General features: G+C 53.9%; 21 protein-coding genes. 11 read left to right on the plus strand and 10 right to left on the minus strand.

Annotated features, from left to right (window positions below; genetic code table 11):
• Positions 1 to 346: 346 nt before the first annotated feature.
• Positions 347 to 646, plus strand: coding sequence for a hypothetical protein (locus tag BN2591_RS02045; protein WP_143468231.1), 300 nt, complete (start codon positions 347 to 349; stop codon positions 644 to 646).
• A gap of 404 nt (positions 647 to 1,050) precedes the next feature.
• Here BN2591_RS02045 and BN2591_RS02050 read toward each other — a convergent pair whose 3' ends face one another.
• The 3 genes from BN2591_RS02050 to pth form a co-directional block, all read right to left on the minus strand.
• A complete protein-coding gene (locus BN2591_RS02050; protein ID WP_086868597.1) occupies positions 1,051 to 2,244 on the minus strand; it encodes a tyrosine-type recombinase/integrase in 1,194 nt (397 codons plus the stop codon).
• Positions 2,245 to 2,427: 183 nt separating this feature from the next.
• Positions 2,428 to 3,519 (minus strand): redox-regulated ATPase YchF, encoded by a 1,092-nt coding sequence (gene ychF / locus BN2591_RS02055; RefSeq protein WP_086868599.1) that lies wholly within the window; start codon positions 3,517 to 3,519, stop codon positions 2,428 to 2,430.
• A gap of 126 nt (positions 3,520 to 3,645) precedes the next feature.
• Entirely contained in the window at positions 3,646 to 4,230 is a 585-nt protein-coding gene (pth, locus tag BN2591_RS02060; protein WP_086868600.1) for an aminoacyl-tRNA hydrolase, read from the minus strand.
• A 271-nt stretch (positions 4,231 to 4,501) separates the two neighbouring features.
• Between pth and ychH the strand changes: the two genes are divergently transcribed.
• Complete coding sequence (gene ychH / locus BN2591_RS02065) at positions 4,502 to 4,777, plus strand: stress-induced protein YchH (RefSeq protein WP_016495800.1); 276 nt, start codon at positions 4,502 to 4,504, stop codon at positions 4,775 to 4,777.
• A 112-nt stretch (positions 4,778 to 4,889) separates the two neighbouring features.
• Complete coding sequence (locus BN2591_RS02070; protein ID WP_086868601.1) at positions 4,890 to 5,924, plus strand: MerR family transcriptional regulator; 1,035 nt, start codon at positions 4,890 to 4,892, stop codon at positions 5,922 to 5,924.
• Here BN2591_RS02070 and dauA read toward each other — a convergent pair.
• From dauA to lolB, 4 genes are all read right to left on the minus strand, one after another.
• A complete protein-coding gene (gene dauA, locus BN2591_RS02075) occupies positions 5,919 to 7,604 on the minus strand; it encodes a C4-dicarboxylic acid transporter DauA (RefSeq protein ID WP_086868603.1) in 1,686 nt (561 codons plus the stop codon). The two genes, BN2591_RS02070 and dauA, sit on opposite strands and share 6 nt — an antisense overlap.
• Before the next feature lie 109 nt (positions 7,605 to 7,713).
• Positions 7,714 to 8,661: a ribose-phosphate diphosphokinase gene (gene prs, locus BN2591_RS02080; protein ID WP_017457137.1), complete on the minus strand. Its 948-nt coding sequence runs from the start codon at positions 8,659 to 8,661 to the stop codon at positions 7,714 to 7,716.
• Positions 8,662 to 8,786: 125 nt separating this feature from the next.
• Entirely contained in the window at positions 8,787 to 9,653 is an 867-nt protein-coding gene (gene ispE, locus BN2591_RS02085) for a 4-(cytidine 5'-diphospho)-2-C-methyl-D-erythritol kinase (protein WP_086868604.1), read from the minus strand.
• A complete protein-coding gene (lolB, locus tag BN2591_RS02090) occupies positions 9,650 to 10,270 on the minus strand; it encodes a lipoprotein insertase outer membrane protein LolB (protein WP_086868606.1) in 621 nt (206 codons plus the stop codon). Before lolB ends, ispE begins: the two co-directional genes overlap by 4 nt.
• A gap of 198 nt (positions 10,271 to 10,468) precedes the next feature.
• Between lolB and hemA the strand changes: the two genes are divergently transcribed.
• From hemA to kdsA, 6 genes are read left to right on the plus strand one after another with little or no spacing between them, the layout of a single operon-like run.
• A complete protein-coding gene (gene hemA / locus BN2591_RS02095) occupies positions 10,469 to 11,725 on the plus strand; it encodes a glutamyl-tRNA reductase (RefSeq protein ID WP_086868608.1) in 1,257 nt (418 codons plus the stop codon).
• Between the two features lie 39 nt (positions 11,726 to 11,764).
• Positions 11,765 to 12,847 carry a peptide chain release factor 1 gene (gene prfA / locus BN2591_RS02100; RefSeq protein ID WP_086868610.1) on the plus strand — a complete coding sequence of 361 codons (1,083 nt, stop codon included), beginning with the start codon at positions 11,765 to 11,767 and terminating at the stop codon, positions 12,845 to 12,847.
• Entirely contained in the window at positions 12,847 to 13,686 is an 840-nt protein-coding gene (prmC, locus tag BN2591_RS02105; protein ID WP_086868612.1) for a peptide chain release factor N(5)-glutamine methyltransferase, read from the plus strand. Before prfA ends, prmC begins: the two co-directional genes overlap by 1 nt.
• Positions 13,687 to 13,692: 6 nt before the next feature.
• The gene (gene sirB2 / locus BN2591_RS02110; RefSeq protein WP_086868614.1) at positions 13,693 to 14,085 is read left to right on the plus strand and encodes an invasion regulator SirB2; all 393 of its coding nucleotides are present in this window, start codon (positions 13,693 to 13,695) and stop codon (positions 14,083 to 14,085) included.
• A gap of 3 nt (positions 14,086 to 14,088) precedes the next feature.
• The gene (gene sirB1, locus BN2591_RS02115) at positions 14,089 to 14,898 is read left to right on the plus strand and encodes an invasion regulator SirB1 (RefSeq protein WP_016495810.1); all 810 of its coding nucleotides are present in this window, start codon (positions 14,089 to 14,091) and stop codon (positions 14,896 to 14,898) included.
• 36 nt (positions 14,899 to 14,934) lie between these two features.
• Entirely contained in the window at positions 14,935 to 15,786 is an 852-nt protein-coding gene (gene kdsA, locus BN2591_RS02120; RefSeq protein ID WP_016495811.1) for a 3-deoxy-8-phosphooctulonate synthase, read from the plus strand.
• Positions 15,787 to 15,828: 42 nt separating this feature from the next.
• Here kdsA and chaA read toward each other — a convergent pair whose 3' ends face one another.
• On the minus strand, positions 15,829 to 16,929 hold the full coding sequence (gene chaA / locus BN2591_RS02125) for a sodium-potassium/proton antiporter ChaA (protein ID WP_086868616.1): 1,101 nt from the start codon (positions 16,927 to 16,929) through the stop codon (positions 15,829 to 15,831).
• A 275-nt stretch (positions 16,930 to 17,204) separates the two neighbouring features.
• Between chaA and chaB the strand changes: the two genes are divergently transcribed.
• Positions 17,205 to 17,435, plus strand: a complete 231-nt coding sequence (chaB, locus tag BN2591_RS02130; protein WP_016495813.1) for a putative cation transport regulator ChaB — start codon at positions 17,205 to 17,207, stop codon at positions 17,433 to 17,435.
• Between the two features lie 171 nt (positions 17,436 to 17,606).
• The gene (locus BN2591_RS02135; protein WP_086868618.1) at positions 17,607 to 18,305 is read left to right on the plus strand and encodes a gamma-glutamylcyclotransferase; all 699 of its coding nucleotides are present in this window, start codon (positions 17,607 to 17,609) and stop codon (positions 18,303 to 18,305) included.
• A gap of 9 nt (positions 18,306 to 18,314) precedes the next feature.
• On the opposite strand, the gene BN2591_RS02140 is transcribed toward BN2591_RS02135, so the two are convergent.
• Complete coding sequence (locus BN2591_RS02140) at positions 18,315 to 18,560, minus strand: DUF1883 domain-containing protein (RefSeq protein WP_016495815.1); 246 nt, start codon at positions 18,558 to 18,560, stop codon at positions 18,315 to 18,317.
• A gap of 215 nt (positions 18,561 to 18,775) precedes the next feature.
• Entirely contained in the window at positions 18,776 to 20,560 is a 1,785-nt protein-coding gene (locus BN2591_RS02145) for a methyl-accepting chemotaxis protein (protein ID WP_086868620.1), read from the minus strand.
• Positions 20,561 to 20,655: the final 95 nt, after the last annotated feature.

The raw sequence follows: 20,655 nt of genomic DNA on the forward strand, positions 1-20,655 counted from the left end.
AATAACCACGATCAACAACCTGTTTGACTGCTTCAATTTTAAACTCTTCGGGATAACGCTTATCGCTCATGGGCACCTCTCTTTAAGCCATCTTAAATGACTCCGGGGTGTCTGTTAAACCCGTGGCAATTCATTTTAGCTAAGGATTTTGGCGGCTACGAGGGCAATGCTCAGGCGCTAAGAATACTCAGGAACCTTGAGATAAAGCACCCCTATTGCAGAGGACTGAACCTCACCCACCGCAGTCATGATATAAAAGCCTTGCACGAGACAGCTGTAGCTATTGCTGAGAAGTACAACTGCCACGACAAAAGAATGGAAGTTCAACGATGAGCAGGAGTTAATATTGGCAATGCTATCGGAATTCGAAAAGGAAACCAGATATTATAACCTTAATACGATTGTCGAAGATAAAAAGAAAGTAAATGTTCCGCTGGAACAATGGAACGAAATAATAAATAATTGTTACTGGAAGTATATCTCACCGGCAAAGAGGGAGAAACTTCAGCGAGAAACTATTGAATGGTCTGATAGAAATAAACCATATGGATATACATCCAATATTGGCCTTGATGGTTATATAATGACATATGTTGATGAGCACATTCTTAATAGAGCAAAAAAACGTAGAAACTGGCTGAACTAATCAGGGTTGAAATTCAGCTCAATATGGAATTTGGGTTAACCTATTTTAACAGCAATGCCCTAACCCAGTCAGCACCTAAACCTATTAGCCCTGATAGCGGCAGATGAACAGATTGACAGTAACGTCCAGTGATGATGCAAAGAGAGAGGTCCGCTTTTGGCACACAGTAGACGTTCGTAGAGCTTACATGTTGTACACAGAAAGGCTTTTTGTAGGGCATTAAGTGGGAAGGGGGTTCTTATAGGGCATGTAAGTATCTGGCGATGCGCCATGAATAAAGATCCCGAAAACTATGGGCATCTCGTATGCACTGTTTGCATATACTATAGGTTAAATTGTAGGTTTTAATTGAATTTCAATAAATATCTATGTTAATCAATAATAAAATACCAATGCATCAGCGTTTATGAAACATCAACACTGATGTCAGTGCTGCTTACCCATCCATCAAGCTTATCAGCCCATTCCTGCATCATCACTTTACGCTCATCAAGATACGTCGCATGGTTGTAAGTGCGGCGAACATTGTTGGTATCAGCGTGCGCAAGCTGAGCTTCGATAGCATCAGGCCGATAGCCCATCTCGTTTAAACGGGTACTTCTTGTAGTTCTGGTTGCATGTGGACTATAAGTTCCGCTCCAGCCGAGGCTTTTAAGTAGCTGACGCAGCGAGTGTGATGTCATCGGGCCACGCGGGTTATCACGGCCCGGAAAGAGATGCTGTCGATGCCCGGTTAATCCCTGTAGCGTTCTGAGCATGTTGACGGCTTGGGAGTGAAGGGGAATAACATGTTCTCTACGGGCTTTCATGCGCGTAGTCGGAATGGTCCATAGTGCATTATCGAGATCGAATTCTGCCCATTCAGCTTCGGTGACTTCGGCTGGCCGCGCCAGCGTCCACCACATTAGCCACATGCAATAGTTAACCTGATATGAGCCGCGACTGTTATCAAAACAGCTTAATAGCTTCCCTATTTGCTGTGGGTTCAATGCCTGTTTATGCTGTGTCTTATTCGCCGGAAGCGCCTTGCGTACAGGCCAGACAGGATCGCTGTCAGCTCTAAGCGTTGCCACTGCCAACTCGAAAACCGATGAAATGGTACGTCGGGCTTCAGCAGCAACAGTCGGAGCGCCGCGTTTAGCGGTTTCCTGAAGAATTTTAAGAATGTGGTGTGGGGTGATCTCTCTGACAGGGAGCTTACCGATTGCGGGGAAAACCACACGTTCAAGCATATCTAGTCGGCGTGTTTTGGTAATTTCGGCCCAGTCTTTCATCTGCAACCACTCTTTGGCGATCAGCTCAAAGGTGTTAGAAGCGTCATTGACCTTGCGGATCTTATCTAACTGACGAGCCTGTGTCGGGCTAACTCCATCTGCGACTTGCTTACGCGCTTGCTCGCATTTCTCGCGAGCTTCGGCGAGCTTTATCGCTGGGTACTCACCCAACGCAAACATGCTTGATTTTCCGTTGAGTTTAAATCGATAGCGCCATGCCTTTTTGCCATTGGGTTTCACTTCGAGGTAGAGACCATTAAAGTCATTGAGTCGATAGAGTTTTTCTTTTGGCCTGGCAGTGCGGCATTGCGTATCAGTGAGCATAACGGATCCTTGACTATTTCTTATACCGTTATTGTACTCACCTATGTACTCATTTTAGACTGCGCTTCCATGAGATTACATGAGACAATGTGGAATAAAAAAATCCACGCAAGTGCGTGGATTTTAGAGGGTTTTGTGAGCTTCATGAGATGTTCTGACACCTCCTGAGACAATACATTTTATTTAGACGTTGAACAGGAAGTTCATCACATCGCCATCTTTCACGATGTACTCTTTGCCTTCTGCACGCATCTTGCCGGCTTCTTTCGCACCTTGCTCGCCTTTGTACGCGATGAAATCTTCATACGCGATGGTCTGCGCGCGAATAAAGCCTTTTTCAAAGTCGGTATGGATTTTACCCGCCGCCTGCGGCGCGGTTGCGCCAACCGGGATGGTCCATGCACGCACTTCTTTCACACCGGCGGTGAAGTAAGTTTGCAGGTTCAGCAGGGAGTAACCTGCGCGGATCACGCGGTTCAGCCCCGGCTCTTCCAGACCCAGTTCGGCCATGAACTCGTCACGTTCTTCATCGTCCAGCTCGGCGATATCCGCTTCGACTGCCGCGCAAACCGGCACCACGACAGAACCCTCTTTTTCCGCAATCGCGCGAACCTGGTCGAGGTACGGGTTATTTTCGAAACCGTCTTCGTTCACGTTAGCGATATACATGGTCGGCTTCAGCGTCAGGAAGCTCAGGTAACGAATAGCTTCTTTCTCTTCTTTGCTCAGATCCAGCGCGCGCAGCATACCGGCGTTTTCCAGCTGCGGCAGGCATTTTTCCAGCGCGGCCAGCTCAACTTTCGCGTCTTTATCGCCGCCTTTCGCTTTTTTGGACACACGATGGATAGCGCGTTCGCAGGTATCCAGGTCGGAAAGCGCCAGTTCGGTGTTGATAACGTCGATATCTTCCGCCGGGTTCACTTTACCCGCCACGTGAATGATATTGTCGTTCTCAAAACAGCGCACTACGTGGCCGATGGCTTCCGTTTCGCGAATGTTGGTCAAAAACTGGTTGCCCAGACCTTCGCCTTTGGACGCGCCTTTTACCAGACCAGCGATGTCGACGAATTCCATGGTGGTCGGCAGAATGCGCTGCGGTTTGACGATTTCCGCGAGTTTATCCAGACGCGGATCGGGCATCGGTACGACACCGGTGTTCGGCTCAATAGTACAGAACGGGAAGTTAGCCGCTTCAATACCTGCTTTGGTGAGCGCATTGAACAGGGTGGATTTACCTACGTTGGGCAGGCCAACGATACCGCATTTGAATCCCATGATGTAATTACCTTAATATCTTGATAATCAACCTGTTGCGAAAAACAGATTGTAGAAAAGTGAATAACTTTGGCTATTATACACGTAACCGCTGTAACGCGCGGCAAAAATGCCGCCGCAACCCGCTTACTGCGCCTTAAAGGCGTGCAGGCGATTGGTGGCTTTGGTTAAACCCTCTTTCAGCCAGATCTCGGTACAACGCGCCGCTTCGTCTACGGCTTCGTCAATCAGCTTTTGCTCGGAAACCGGCGGTTTGCCCAGTACAAAACCAACAACCTTGTTTTTATCACCCGGATGACCAATTCCAACGCGTAAACGGTGAAAATTGGGGTTATTGCCCAGTTTACTGATGATATCTTTCAGGCCATTGTGGCCACCGTGACCTCCACCCAGCTTAAATTTCGCCACGCCAGGCGGCAGATCCAGCTCATCGTGGGCGACAAGGATTTCGTCCGGGTTGATGCGGTAAAACGTCGCCATGGCCGCGACCGCTTTACCGCTCAGGTTCATAAACGTCGTGGGAACCAGCAGCCGCACATCTTCGCCTGCCAGATTGATGCGCGAGGTGTAACCGAAAAACTTCGGCTCGTCACGCAGCGGCGCGCGCGCGCGATCCGCCAATAAATCCACATACCAGGCGCCCGCGTTATGGCGCGTCGCGGCATATTCAGCGCCGGGGTTCGCCAGCCCGACAATCAGTTTAATCGTCACTTTTTATTCCTGACCAGATCAATCTCCGGCGCGTAGTTTACGTTGTGCGGGACGCGAAGACAAAATTCTCCCGGCGAAACGCGAAAAATGATAATGATTGCTCACCTGAACCATTCGAATTTCATGTAGTTCAGTGGGTTATTTGTAAATTTGTGTTAGTCAGAGATGTGTAATTGTGATCGTGCCCGCAACCGCTAAAAGGGGGGTTGTCTATACTTTACGCACAAGGATTGGGGTTATCCCATCCAACCCGTCGTTCCGGAGGTGACAGATGAAACGCAAAAACGCTTCGTTGCTCGGTAATGTGCTTATGGGGTTGGGGTTGGTCGTGATGGTTGTCGGCGTTGGTTATTCCATTTTAAACCAGTTGCCGCAACTTAACCTGCCGCAGTTTTTTGCCCATGGCGCTGTGCTGAGCATCTTCCTCGGCGCCGTTCTCTGGCTCGCTGGCGCCCGCGTAAGTGGTCATGAGCAGGTGTGCGATAAGTACTGGTGGGTGCGTCATTATGACAAACGCTGCCGCAGGGACCGGCAACATCATAGTTAAAAAGTCAGTTTCGATAACGGTTCCTGCGGGAGCCGTTTTTTTTGGCTTTTTTCTTGACCCTCACGTAACGTGAGGCCCGATAGTCCAGTCTGTGGGCGAGAAAGGAGCAGCTATGTTGATTCAGGTGGGGGAGTTAGCGCGACGTGCGGGGATCAGTGTGCGTACGTTGCACCACTACGAGCAAATCGGTTTGCTGTTGCCTTCTGCCCGAAGCGCCGCCGGATACCGGCTTTATGCGCTCGCGGATGTCAAACGCCTGCATATGATTCAGGCGCTGGCGAAAGCGGGTATGGAACTGGCGGCAATCGGGGATTATCTGGCGCGGGAAACGCGCCCGCTGGCGGAATTACTGGATGACCAAATCATGCTACTCGACAAGCAAATGCGCAATATTGTTACCCTGCGCACACAGCTTGCGGCGCTGCGTGATGGTCTCGCCAGCGGTGTGGAGCCCGATCTGGAGTCCTGGCTACAGACCCTGGAGTTAATGAAAATGTACGATCGTTGGTTTAGTCCGCAAGAGTTACAGGAATTACCCTTTGCCTCACGCGATGCGGCGCGCGAGCGGTTCTGGGCGCAAATGGTGGGCGAAGTACAAACCCTTTTAGCACAGAAGTGCCCGGTGGATGATCCGCGCGCAATGGCGCTGGCAACCCGCTGGATGACGCGGCTGGAGCAGGATACCGCCAACAAACCGGAGTTTCTGACCCGCTTAAATGAGATGCACCGCGTGGAACCCCAAATGCGTGAGCAAACGGGCATTACGCAGGAAGCGGTCGATTTTATTACCCGTAGTTTCGCGGAAAGTAAGCTCGCCATCTGGCAGCGTTATTTGTCTCCACAAGAGATGGCGTTTACCCGTGCGCACTATTTTGACCGCATGATGGAGTGGCCGCCGCTGGTGGCGAAACTGCATCTCGCGCAACGTCAGGCGTTAGATCCAGGGGCTGACGAGGCGCAGGGGCTGGCTGCTAGCTGGCTGGAACTGTTTCAGTCTTACGCCGGAACCGATCCGCAGACGCAGCAAAAATTCCGCAGTGCGATGCAGCAGGAGCCGCATCTGATGAAAGGGACGTGGATGACGCCCGAGGTGCTGCAATGGCTACAACGGGCGATCGAAGTCATGATGCGGCGTCGCGCATCATGATGACAGGTCGGCTAAGGCCGCGTCACGGTTAGGGAAGAACGACAGACGGCCAGGGATTGGCTGTATACCCGCGCGCGCCATCGTACGCAACGGCTGGAACTCAAGATTGCTGACGCGCAGCTCCGTGCCTTCCGGCAGGCGGTTGACGAAGCGACGGAAAGCATCCAGCCCGCCGGCATCCAGCACCGGCACCGCATCCCATTTCAGCACCACAATGCGCTTCCCGGCGATACGGGTTTCCAGATCGCTGAACACACTTTCTGCGGCAGCAAAGAACAGCGGGCCTATCACGCGCAGCACCAGCACATCATCCGGTACGCTGACGTTCACTGCGGCCAGGCGAGTCATCCGCGCGATACGCCGCATAAACAGCAGCGAGGCGAGCACAATCCCTACGCTGATGGCGATCACCATATCGAACAGCACCGTCAGTGACATACAAATCAGCATCACCACAATGTCATCCACCGGTGCGCGGCGCAGCAGGTCAATCACTTTGTGCGCTTCACTCATGTTCCAGGCCACCATCAACAGCAGCGCCGCCATGGCAGACAGCGGCAGCCAGGAGAGCAGGGGAGCCAGCGCCAGCAGCGCCATGATCACTAACAGCGAGTGGACCACCGCCGAGATTGGCGACGTGGCACCGGCGCGGACGTTGGCTGCTGAGCGGGCAATTGCTGCGGTTGCCGTGATCCCGCCGAAGAACGGTGCAGCAATATTACCCAGCCCCTGGCCAATCAGCTCGCTGTTGGCTTTGTGTTTGGTGCCGGTCATACCATCCAGCACGACAGCGCACAGCAGTGATTCGATAGCACCGAGCATGGCCATAGAAAATGCCGCAGGCAGCAACGCGCGCAGCGAATCCCAGCTCAGGGTAAATTCAGAACCGGGCAGATCCCACGGCAGCACCAGTTGCGGCAGAAGTTGCGGAATACCGTTGCCCTGAGAACCATCCGCCAGCACGTAGTGAAATTGCGAACCAATGGTCGCGACATGACCGCCGAGCAGATTGACCACCAGCATCACCGCGCAGCCCGCCAGCAGCGCGGGCAGATGCCCCGGCAGACGTAAACGCAGGCGCGGCCACAGCACCAGCGTGGCAAGGGTGACAATACCAATCGCCGCATCACCCGGATTGAGCGTGGGCAGCGCCATCACCAGCGCGCCGACTTTTTGCAAATAGTGTTCCGGTACGTGCGGCATTTGCAGACCGAGGAAATCTTTTATCTGCATGGTGGCAATGGTAATGCCGATCCCGGAGGTGAAACCGAGCGTCACGGAAAGGGGAATGTATTCAATCAAGCGACCAAAGCGCGCCAGCCCGAAGAGGATCAGAAACACGCCGGACATCAGCGTCGCCACCAGCAGGCCCGACAGACCAAACTGCTGCGAAACCGGATACAGAATAACCACGAAGGCGGCCGTCGGGCCGGAAACGCTGTAGCGCGAACCGCCGCTCAGGGCGATAACAATCCCGGCAACCGCTGACGTATAAAGCCCGTATTGCGGCGCCACGCCGCTGCCGATTGCCAGCGCCATCGCCAGCGGGATAGCAATGATACCTACCGTTATGCCGGCAATCACATCCCGGGTGAAACGGGCGGTGGTGTATTTTTCTTTCCAGCACGCGTCGATTAGCGCGCGAAAAGGCATGACATGAGGTGAGAACAATCTGTTCACAATGATCTTGCGTCCCCTGAAAATCATTCGATAACTAATTAATAAATCATACAAATAATATTTAAAGCTAAAAAAACCCGCCTGAGCGGGTTTTTTTATACAGCAACGATTAATGTTCGAACATAGCCGAAATTGATTCTTCGTTGCTGATACGACGGATAGCTTCAGCCAGCATGCCAGACAGCGTCAGCGTACGTACGTTCGGCAGCGCTTTGATCTCATCGCTCAGCGGAATGGTGTCGCAGACAACCACTTCGTCGATCACAGAGTTGCGCAGGTTATTTACCGCATTACCGGAGAAAATCGGGTGAGTGGCATAGGCGAACACGCGTTTCGCACCACGCTCTTTCAGCGCTTCCGCGGCTTTGCACAGCGTACCGCCGGTATCGATCATGTCGTCAACCAGGACGCAATCACGGTTTGCCACATCACCGATGATGTGCATCACCTGGGAGACGTTAGCGCGCGGACGGCGTTTATCAATGATTGCCATATCGGTATCGTTTAGCAGCTTGGCAATCGCACGGGCGCGAACGACGCCACCGATATCCGGGGAAACCACAATCGGGTTGTCCAGATTCAGTTGCAGCATATCTTCAAGCAGGATTGGGCTACCGAATACGTTATCTACCGGTACATCGAAGAAGCCCTGAATCTGTTCAGCATGCAGGTCAACGGTCAGTACGCGGTCAACGCCGACGCTAGAGAGGAAATCGGCAACCACTTTTGCGGTAATCGGTACACGGGCGGAGCGCACGCGGCGGTCCTGACGGGCATAGCCAAAGTAAGGAATGACCGCGGTGATACGACCTGCGGAAGCACGGCGCAGGGCATCGACCATGACAACCAATTCCATCAGGTTGTCGTTGGTAGGGGCACAAGTGGACTGGATGATGAAAATATCACCACCGCGTACATTTTCATTGATTTGTACGCTGACTTCGCCGTCGCTAAAGCGACCTACGGCGGCGTCGCCGAGAGAAGTGTACAGGCGGTTGGCAATACGTTGTGCTAGTTCCGGGGTAGCGTTACCAGCAAAAAGCTTCATATCAGGCACGAGAAGAACCTCAGGCATGCGTCCAGTGGTGGATAGAATCGGCCAAAATGTGCGGTCAGGGCTGAATTCTATCCATGCGGTGTATTAAAGAGCGCGATGCAACGTCTGGAACAGGTGTGACGTTGTCACCGGAGCTCAGCTTGCCCGGCGATGGTCTGCGCTAGCGGCGAGAGGTTGACGCCTCGCGCGACAAAACCGTGCAGCCATTCCGGGGCTTGCTCAAGCACCTGACGAGCGGCGGATTCGGTGTCAAATTCGGAAAAGACACAGGCTCCTGTGCCAGTCAGGCGCGACGGCGCGTATTCTAACAGCCAGGAAAGCGCGGCATCAACCTCGCGAAAACGTTTTCTTGCGATAACCTCGCAATCGTTGCCGAATTCACATTTTAATAACGTATCAATTGACCTTTGCGGCGTATTTCTCGGTAGCTCCGGATCCTTGAAAATCACCGGCGTGGGAATACTGACGCCAGGGTGCGCGACCAGATACCATTTTTCCGGCGGATTGACTGGCGTAAGGATTTCGCCAACCCCTTCGGCGAAAGCTGCGTGACCGCGGACAAACACCGGTACATCGGCACCGAGTTGCAGACCGAGTTCAGCTAACTCATCAACGCTCAGTTTGCAGCCCCACAGGTGGTTGAGGGCGACCAGCACGGTAGCTGCATTCGACGACCCGCCGCCGAGCCCGCCACCCATTGGCAGACGTTTGTCGATAGCGATCTCTGCGCCGCTACCCGCAGGCAGACGACCGCTTTGCGCCGCGCGCTGCATGAGCAGACGTGCGGCGCGTACAATCAGGTTCTCTTCGTCTGGCACGCCTTCGACTGGTGTCAGCAGGCGGATCTCTCCATCGCTGCGCGGTTCAATGGTCAGCGTGTCGCCATAATCGAGAAACTGAAACAGGGTTTGCAGCGTATGGTAGCCATCGGCGCGCTGGCCGGTAATGTATAAAAACAGGTTGAGTTTCGCCGGAGCGGGCCACGTTGTCATTTGGCAATCCAGTTGTCCATCTTCAGCTTGATGCGCTGTTTGCCGTCACTCAGCTCCATGTTGGCTGGCAGAGCAGGCTGGCTGTTGTCATATCCGCCATATACCACTTTCCAGCTTTTGCCGCCCTGGGTGTAGTTCAGCTCGCTCAGACGATATTGCGCATCGAGTTTATAATCGGTGGCATCGCCTGGCAGACCAAGGATCCACTGGCGCAGGCTGTTAAGCGGAATTGGCATGCCGGTCAGTTTGCCAATCATCTCTTCGGCATCATCGGCGGTATAACGTTTGCCTTTGTTGTCCACCAGTTGCACGTTACCCGGCTGGGCGTTCAGTTCCAGTTCAGTGCTGCCCAGCGGGTTGGTCAGCAACAGACGATAGCGATCCTGACCGGTTTGCTGCCAGAAGAAGCGGGCATACACTTTTTGCTCGTCAGAGATATAAGCGAACGCGCCGCGCGTTTGATACTGATTTAAGCTGCGCACCTGTTGCTGGTGTTCGCGCCACTGCGGCGAATCCGGGCTTTGTCCTGGCCCTTTTGGCGCATTGAGCGTACAGGCGGTTAACACGAGGCTTGCCAGCGGCAGCAGGCGAATAAAGCGAAAGTCTGGCAGAGTCATAACGAGGGGAAATCCTTGCGAGGTTGCAGTATTACGCTTAATGCTAGCGCCGCTCTGAAACAGCGTCTACGTTCAAGTTGTCTTAAATCATTAAATTACCAATTACTCCGAAAGGGTAGTGTCTCTTTTATTGACCTCACTCATCCTGTATGATGCGTACAGTCTAACCTTATCAACGTTGGTACTATTCCCGCGCTCATGACCCTTTTAGCTCTTGGCATCAATCACAAAACGGCTCCCGTTTCGTTGCGAGAACGCATTGCATTTTCGCCGGAAACGCTTGACCAGGCTTTAGAAAGCCTGCTGTCGCAGCCGATGGTGCAAGGCGGTGTGGTGCTGTCAACCTGCAACCGTACCGAGCTCTATCTGAGTGTTGAAGAGCGGGATAACCTGCAAGAAGCGCTGGTGCGCTGGCTGTGTGATTATCACCATTTGCGTGAAGACGAAGTGCGCCAGAGTCTCTACTGGCACCAGGATAACGACGCCGTCAGCCATTTAATGCGCGTGGCGAGCGGGCTGGATTCGCTGGTCCTCGGCGAGCCGCAAATCTTGGGCCAGGTGAAAAAGGCGTTTGCCGATTCACAGCGCGGGCATGATAACGCCAGCGATCTGGAACGCATGTTCCAGAAATCATTCTCCGTTGCCAAGCGTGTGCGCACGGAAACCGATATTGGTGCCAGTGCAGTATCGGTCGCTTTCGCTGCCTGTACGCTGGCGCGTCAAATCTTCGAATCCCTGGCGTCGGTCACCGTGCTGTTAGTGGGCGCGGGCGAAACTATTGAACTGGTTGCGCGCCACCTGCGCGAGCATAAAGTGCAGAAAATGATCATCGCCAACCGTACGCGTGAACGCGCGCAGGTGCTGGCGGATGAAGTCGGTGCGGAAGTCATCTCGTTAAGCGACATTGATGAGCGTCTGAAAGACGCTGATATCGTGATCAGCTCCACCGCCAGCCCGCTGCCGATTATTGGTAAAGGGATGATGGAGCGCGCAATGAAAGCGCGGCGTAATCAGCCTGTTTTGCTGGTGGATATTGCCGTGCCGCGCGATGTCGAGCCGGAAGTGGGCAAAGTGGCGAACGCTTATCTTTATAGCGTCGACGATCTGCAAAGCATTATTCAGCACAACCTGGCGCAGCGTAAAGCCGCTGCGGTGCAGGCGGAAACTATCGTCGCCCAGGAAACCAGTGAATTTATGGCCTGGCTGCGTGCGCAAAGCGCCAGCGAGACCATTCGCGAATACCGCAGCCAGTCTGAAACGGCGCGCGATGAACTGACCGCCAAAGCGCTTGCCGCGCTTGAGCAGGGCGGCGATCCGCAAGCTATCATGCAAGACCTGGCGTGGAAACTGACCAACCGCCTTATCCACGCCCCAACCAAATCTCTTCAGCAGGCCGCCCGTGACGGGGATGATGAGCGCCTGCATATTCTGCGCAACAGCCTCGGGCTGGATTAGCACAACACTCTCTTATTATTAAAAGGTGCATTTACGCCTATGAAGCCTTCTATCGTTGCCAAACTGGAAGCCCTGCATGAGCGCCATGAAGAAGTTCAGGCGCTGCTCGGTGACGCGCAAACCATCGCCGACCAGGATAAATTCCGTGCGTTGTCACGTGAATACGCACAACTGAGCGATGTGTCGCGCTGTTTTACTGACTGGCAACAGGTTCAGGAAGATATCGAAACCGCGCAGATGATGCTCGATGACCCGGAAATGCGCGACATGGCGCAGGATGAACTGCGCGACGCGAAAGAAAAAAGCGAACAGCTTGAACAGCAGTTGCAACTGTTGCTGCTGCCAAAAGATCCCGATGATGAGCGCAACGCGTTTGTCGAAGTGCGCGCCGGAACCGGTGGCGACGAAGCCGCGCTGTTTGCCGGTGATTTGTTCCGTATGTACAGCCGTTATGCCGAATCCCGCCGCTGGCGCGTCGAGATCATGAGTGCTAACGAAGGTGAACACGGTGGCTTTAAAGAAGTGATCGCCAAAATCAGCGGCGAGGGCGTTTACGGTCGTCTGAAATTTGAATCCGGCGGTCATCGCGTTCAGCGCGTTCCGGCAACCGAATCGCAGGGTCGTATTCATACTTCTGCTTGCACCGTGGCCGTGATGCCGGAGCTGCCGGAAGCCGAAATGCCGGATATCAACCCGGCCGATCTGCGTATTGATACCTTCCGCTCTTCCGGCGCGGGCGGTCAGCACGTTAACACCACGGATTCCGCGATCCGTATTACCCACCTGCCGACCGGGATTGTGGTCGAGTGCCAGGATGAACGTTCGCAGCATAAAAACAAAGCGAAAGCCTTGTCAGTGCTCGGTGCGCGCATCCACGCGGCGGAAGCCGCGAAACGCCAGCAGGCAGAAGCCTCAACCCGCCGTAACCTGCTGGGCAGCGGCGATCGCAGCGATCGTAACCGCACCTATAACTTCCCGCAGGGCCGTGTGACCGATCACCGTATCAACGTCACCCTTTACCGCCTCGACGAAGTGATGGAAGGCAAGCTGGATATGCTGATCGAGCCGATTGTGCAGGAATATCAGGCCGACCAGCTGGCGGCGCTCTCCGAGCAGGAATAATGGATTATCAACAGTGGTTGCGTCAGGCGATAAATGAGCTGGCCGCGAGTGAAAGCCCGCGCCGCGATGCGGAGATCCTGCTGGGTTTTGTTACTGGCAAATCGCGCACATTTATTCTCGCGTTTGGCGAAACTTTGCTTGAAGCCGGGCAATTGCAACAGCTGGCGACATTACTGGCTCGTCGTGTGAATGGCGAGCCGGTAGCGCATCTGATTGGCGTTCGCGAGTTCTGGTCATTGCCGCTGTTTGTCTCTCCGGTAACCCTTATTCCACGGCCTGATACCGAGTGCCTGGTAGAACAGGCGCTGGCGCGTCTTCCTTCCTCACCGTGTCGCATTCTCGATTTAGGCACCGGCACTGGCGCCATTGCGCTGGCGCTGGCGAGCGAACGCCCGGACTGCAACGTCACGGCTGTCGATCTGATTCAGGATGCGGTGGCGCTGGCACAACGCAACGCCGAACATCTGAACATCACCAATATTGAGATCCTGCAAAGCCGCTGGTTCAGCGCGCTTGACGGACAGCAATTTGCCATGATTGTCAGCAATCCGCCTTACATTGATGAGCATGATCCGCATCTTGCGCAGGGCGATGTGCGTTTTGAACCGCTCAGTGCGCTGGTGGCGGCCGACAACGGGCTGGCAGATTTACAGACCATTATTGATGATGCCCGCCAGCATGTGTTGCCCGGCGGCTGGCTGCTGCTGGAACATGGCTGGCAACAGGGGGCAGATGTTCGCGCTATCTTCGCACATTACGGCTGGCAGCACGTCGCAACGTGCCGGGATTATGGTGATAACGAACGCCTGACGCTGGGACAATGGCCGTTGCAGGAGTAACAGGCAATGAACGTTTTTAACGTGCTGATTACATTGCATTTGACCTCTGTTGCACTCACCATTAGCCTGTTCGTTTTACGTTACTGGTGGCGTTGGTCGGGCGATCCGCGTATTAACGCCCGCTGGGTGCGGGTAGTGCCGCACACGGTGGATACCGTGCTGCTGCTGAGCGGCGCCGGGTTGATGTGGGTAACAGGCTATTTGCCATTTACGGTTAAAGGCGCATGGCTGACTGAAAAGCTGTTTGGCGTTATCATCTACATCGTTTTGGGTTTTATTGCGCTGGGGCGACATCGCCCGCGCAGCCAGCAAACCGGTTTTATCGCCTTTTTGCTGGGGCTGGTGGTGCTGTACATCATCATTAAACTCGCCGCCACAAAAGTACCGATACTGGGGTAAGACATGAGATCGTTAGCTGATTTCGAATTTAACAAAGCGCCGTTATGCGACGGGATGATCCTTGTTTCCGAGCTGATTCGCGATGACTTTCCTTCGCAATATGTGCAAGACGAACTGGAGCGGTTGCTCAGTCTGGCTCGTGAGGAGATAGGTCAGGCAAAGCCTCAGGACTGGCAACTGGAAAAACTCGTTGAGCTGTTTTACGGCGAATGGGGTTTTAAAGATACGCGTGGCGTGTACCGTCTATCTGACGCGCTATGGCTGGATAAAGTGCTGCAAAACCGTCAGGGCAGCGCGGTATCACTGGGCGCGATTTTATTGTGGGTCGCCGGTCAACTGGATATTCCGCTGACGCCGGTGATTTTCCCGACTCAGCTTATTTTGCGCGCCGAATGGCTGGATGGCGAAATGTGGCTGATTAACCCCTTTAACGGCGACACGCTGGATGAACACACGCTGGAAGTGTGGCTGAAAGGCAATATCAGCCCTGTTGCCGAGCTGTTTAATGAAGATCTTGATGAAGCCGACAATGCCGAAGTGATCCGCAAACTGCTGGATACATTGAAGTCGGCGCTGATGGAAGAGCAGCAGATGGAACTGGCATTGCGCGCCAGTGAAGCGCTGTTGCAGTTCAATCCCGAAGATCCGTATGAGATCCGCGATCGCGGTCTGATTTACGCGCAGCTGGATTGCGACCATGTGGCGCTGAATGATTTGAACTACTTTGTAGAGCAGTGTCCTGAGGATCCGATAAGCGAAATGATCCGCGCGCAAATCAATTCGATTGCGCACAAGCAGATTACCCTGCATTAAAGATTTGTTCCGATTCACACTCGATAAGGCGATTTTATGAAACAAAAAGTGGTCAGCATTGGCGACATTAACGTCGCGAACGACCTGCCGTTTGTACTGTTTGGCGGTATGAACGTGCTGGAATCCCGCGATTTGGCAATGCGCATTTGCGAACACTACGTCACCGTGACCCAGAAACTGGGCATCCCGTACGTGTTCAAAGCCTCTTTTGATAAAGCCAACCGTTCTTCCATCAAGTCCTACCGTGGACCGGGCCTGGAAGAGGGGATGAAAATCTTCCAGGAACTGAAACAGACTTTTGGCGTGAAAGTGATCACCGACGTGCACGAAGCGTCGCAGGCGCAGCCGGTGGCTGATGTGGTGGATGTGATCCAGCTTCCTGCCTTCCTCGCGCGCCAGACCGATCTGGTAGAAGCGATGGCGAAAACAGGCGCGGTCATCAACGTGAAAAAACCGCAGTTTGTAAGCCCAGGCCAGATGGGCAACATCGTGGATAAATTCCACGAAGGCGGCAACGATAAAGTGATCCTGTGCGATCGCGGTGCGAACTTCGGTTATGACAACCTGGTGGTCGACATGCTGGGCTTCGGCGTGATGAAGAAAGTTTCCAATAACTCGCCGGTGATTTTCGATGTCACCCACGCGTTGCAGTGCCGCGACCCGTTCGGCGCGGCATCTGGCGGTCGTCGTGCTCAGGTAACCGAACTGGCGCGCGCCGGGATGGCAACAGGCCTGGCTGGGCTGTTTATTGAAGCGCACCCGGATCCGGACAACGCCAAGTGTGACGGCCCGTCCGCGCTGCCGCTGGATAAGCTGGAGCCGTTCTTAAAACAGATCAAAGCGATTGACGATCTGGTGAAAAGCTTCGACGAACTCGATACCGAGTAAGCAAAAAAACCCCGCGAGTGCGGGGTTTTTTATTTCTGCCTGTCAGGCAAATATCGTCATCAGATACGCTGCGAATAGCGCCAGGTGCGCCGCGCCATTAAGCACATTGGTACGCCCGGTAGAGAACGATATCTGGCACAGTAGCAGCGAGGCGACCATAACTATCATTTCCGGCGCGCCAAGGCCGAACACCAGGTCATTACCGGTTAGCCACGCAATTAAGGTCACCACCGGGACGGTGAGGGAAATCGTTGCCAGCACCGAGCCAAAGAACAGGTTCATTGCGCGCTGTACCTGATTGTTCAGCACCGCTTTTAACGCACCTAACCCTTCCGGCGAGAGGATCAGCAGCGCTACCAGGAAACCGGTAAATGCCACCGGCGCATTCATTTCTGTCAGCAGCGCTTCAAGCGGCGTCGCATTCATCTTCGTCACGGCAATGACCGCAACCAGATGGATAATCAGCCACAGCGTGTGCCACAGATTTCCGTGCGCGGACGGTTTGCCGTGGTGCGGATCGTCATCATCGCTTTCGTCTTCATGTTCATACACGAACAAGCTCTGGTGCGTTTTGGTCTGAATAAGCAAAAACACGCCGTACATGGCAGCCGAGATCAACGCCACCAGCAGCGACTGACCCGTCGTAAAATTGCCCTGTGGCAGCGCCATCGGGAAAACCAGCACAATAATCGCCAGCGGAAACAGGGCGATAAGATACTGTTTAATACCAAACAGATTCATATATTGCGTGGCGAACTTGCGCCCGCCCAGCAACAGCGAAAAGCCCACCAGACCGCCGGTAACAATCATGATGATGGAATAGAGCGTGTCACGCATTAGCGTCGGCGCGGCGTCGCCCGTTGCCATCAATGCGGAAATCAGACTGACTTCGAGGATAACCACCGACAGGCTGAGGATCAGTGAACCATAGGGCTCACCAAGCCGATGGGCAAGCACGTCGGCGTGGCGCACCACGCTAAACGCGCTGGATAAGATACCAACCAGTGCTAATAAATTAATGCCGATAACCGCTGGTAGTGACTGCGAATCTCCCCAGAAAAGCAGCACCGCCAGCGCCAGAACCGGGAAAATAAGGGATGTCTCCTTGTGGCGGGTTTTCACCGCCTCGTGCGTTGTTGTCATTATGATGCTCCATCACAGTGCAGGTGTTTGCGAATTATAGATACAAAAAGAACGGCTCATAAAATAACAAAAATCACTGTTTTCATGGGGTTTTTTACGTAGTTTTACCCTCAGCGCTTCGTTTTGTTATCAACTAAATAAAATGTCCACTCTCGTTTAATTTGTGTTTATCTTACAGTGAGATAACGATGACTTTCTGGCAATTTATTTCCCTTCCCTGGCGTACCCGGCGTTTGTCGTCCAGGCTTATTTCTTTAAGCTAAAAGGAGCGTGAAATGCCGTATAAAGCGAAGTCCGATCTGCCAGAGAGCGTGCAACATGTATTGCCTGCCCATGCGCAGGAAATTTATAAAGAGGCGTTTAACAGCGCCTGGGAGCAATATAAGGATAAAGACGATCGCAAGGGCGACGCCAGCCGCGAAGAGACGGCGCACCGCGTTGCCTGGGCTGCGGTAAAAAATGATTATCAGAAAGGTGACGATGATAAATGGCATAAAAAGAAGTAACGCGCTGAAATAATTACTTTTCGCCATTTATAGCTCTATTCGATGGATTGACGCTATTGCCAGCGGCCTGTGAATTGCATAAGGTCGTAGTAAGCTGCGCTTAAAGCAGCATTTGCCGGGAAGGCAGCAGTTGAGCAGTCGCACGGAAGCAGGCAGTGGCGGAGGTAAAAGATGTTAACGCGTGATTTTTTGCGAACAGCGGATTGCAAAACGGCATTCGGCGATATTGACGAGTCGTTACTTTGGTCGGCGGAACAGCGAGCGGCATCGCTTGCGGCGACGCTGGCATGTCGGCCGGACGATGGCCCGGTGTGGATTTTTGGTTATGGGTCGCTGATGTGGAACCCGGCGCTGGAGTTTAACGAATCCTGCACCGGTACGCTGACGGGCTGGCATCGCGCATTTTGCCTGCGCTTGACCGCCGGTCGCGGCACCGCCTGTCAGCCTGGCCGCATGCTGGCCCTTAAAGAGGGGGGGCGCACCACGGGCGTGGCGTACCGTTTATCCGACGACACCTTGCATGATGAGCTGACGCTGCTGTGGAAACGCGAAATGATCACCGGCTGTTACATGCCAAGCTGGTGCAAACTGGCGCTGGACGATGGCCGCACGGTGAATGCGCTGGTGTTTATTATGGATCCGCGCCATCCGCTGTACGAATCCGACACGCGTGCGCAGACTATCGCCCCGCTGATTGCCGCCGCCAGCGGCCCCCTCGGCACGAATGCGCAGTATCTTTTTTCACTGGAACAGGAGCTGATTAAGCTCGGCATGCAGGATGATTGCCTGAACGATCTGGTGGGGAAGGTGCGTTTGCTACTGGAGGGAGAAAAACCAGGCCCCGAAATGCAGCCTGGTTTTGCCTGCTAACCGCAACCGTTAAGCGGCGACGTAGCTGATCGAGTGCTCCAGCGACTGGCTGTGACTGTCGATCAGCACACTCCAGACGCCGCTGTACGGCACAGCCAGATAGGCGCTTGCGCGATTCTGGACACTCAGAATATCCGTTTGAGCGTTCGGCGTTCGGCTCTTCTCGCTCATCAAATGAATGTGACAACTTTCGGAACAACGAACAACTACTGTATCCCCACCAAATAACTTCAGACTTGCTTTTACCACCGCCATTTTTAACCCCGTAGTTTTTTAACAACGCGATCCGTGCGGGAAGGATCCCCGTGCGTGATTTTGTTCACAATTCACTCAGTGCATAACACCAAACGGAAGGGGTTCGAATGCTGATTTTGATCAAATAATGACGTAACGATTAAACAAAAATTACATTATTCGGCGGGGAAAGAAGTCGGCGCGTAAAACCGTGGTTAAAACGCGCCGATAAAAGATTAAATGCGGAAATGACCGGCCGTTTCAGCAAGCTCGGTCGCCTGCGTGCGCAGCGCGCCAGCGGCGGCGGTCGATTCAACCACCAGTTCCGCGTTTTGCTGCACCATGCGGTCCAGATCAAGTACCGCATGGTTGATTTCCTGAATGCCTTTCATCTGCTCGCTGGTGGCAACGGAGATTTCACGCATAATCACCGACACACTGTCGATACTGGCGACAATATCGGTCATGCTGTCACCCGCCAGGCGGACAAAACGTGAACCAGTCGCCACGCTTTCGGTGGTGGTGTCGATCAATGTTTTGATCTCTTTCGCCGCTTGTGCGCTTCGGCTTGCCAGATTACGCACTTCGCCAGCGACCACCGCGAAACCGCGCCCCTGTTCGCCTGCACGGGCCGCTTCAACCGAGGCGTTGAGCGCCAGAATATTGGTCTGGAACGCAATACCGTCAATTACGCTTGTGATATCGCCAATTTTTGCCGAAGCCACTTCAATCGACTGCATCGTGTTGATTGCCTGCGTCACGACCTGGCCGCCGCGCGATGCCGCCTGGGACGCCACATGCGCCTGATCGTTGGCCTGTGCTGCCGCGTCTGTAGACTGCGCCACCGACGCCGTGATTTGCTCGACCGCACTGGCCGTTTCGCGCAGACTGGAGGCGGCTTGTTCGGTTCGCCCGGAGAGATCCTGGTTGCCGGCGGCAATCTGTTGTGCGGCCACTTGTACCGAGTTGCTGGAATCGCGCAGTTTTACCATCACTACCGAAAGCTTGTCGCTAAAAGCGTTAAAGGCATGTGCTATTTGCGAAACCTCGTCATGGCCGTCTACTGGTAAGCGCTGCGAGAGATCGTTGGTGCCGCTGCTGATGGCGTTCATGGCATCGCGTACCGTCAGCAGACGTTTCAGCAGGGTGGCGACAATCCAGTGCATCAAGGCACCCGCGATAAGTACCAGCACAATTAACGACAGCGCAGAGGCTTTCAGTTGTGCGCGTAACCCTGCGGTAGAATCAGCGCTATCAAGCGCCACCGCCAGCAGCCAGTTGGTGCCTTTCACCGGGCTTGCCAGCAGCACTTTATCTTCGCCGGCATAAACACCTTCTACCCGTTTTCCTGCCCGCAACTGCTCGAAGCTGACACCGCCAATCGCCTCGGAGAAGGGCTTCATGGTCAGTTTGTCGTTGGCAGCGGCAATCACTGAACCATCACTCGCCAGCAACATGCCGGTACTGTTCGGTGTTGGGCTGATACCGCGCACGTTAGCTACCACGCTATCCATCGATACATCGCCTGCGACCACGGCTTTTAACGTCCCGTTCTCTTTGACCGGGACGGCAAACGTCACCACCAGCGCACCGGTGCTGGCGTCAACATAAGGTGCAGTAACGACAGGCGCGTCGGCTTTTACTACTTGCTGATACCACGGACGGATTGTCGGGTCGTAATCTGCCGGCACGCCGCCCGGATCGGAGAATTTGGCGGTTTTTGTCGCATAGCCGACATAGACGTTGATAAATCCACCGGCGCGCGCGATCTGCGCGAAAACCGGCACGGGATCGTCGGTTAACGCCACGCTTTGCAACGAGGCAATCATGTTCATTTTGCTGGCGACCCAGTCGGCAATCGCAATGCTGTGACTGGCGCTGGTGCTGGAGAGAATATCCTGCTGGGTTTGTTGGCTGTGCTGGCTGGTTACCTGATAGTTAATAATGGTGTTAAGCAGCAAAGCGCCGGCGAGACACCCCGCCGTGGCTGCAATAATACGGGACTTAATCGATCTGAACATAGTTATAGTACCTGCTGTGTTGTCTTAAAGGGCTATCGGCAACACAGCAGGCAAACTTGATGACGTAACGCCACCCATAAGAAAAAAATATTAAA

Source organism: Kosakonia pseudosacchari, from assembly GCF_900184035.1.
In the GTDB taxonomy this organism is placed as follows: domain Bacteria; phylum Pseudomonadota; class Gammaproteobacteria; order Enterobacterales; family Enterobacteriaceae; genus Kosakonia; species Kosakonia pseudosacchari.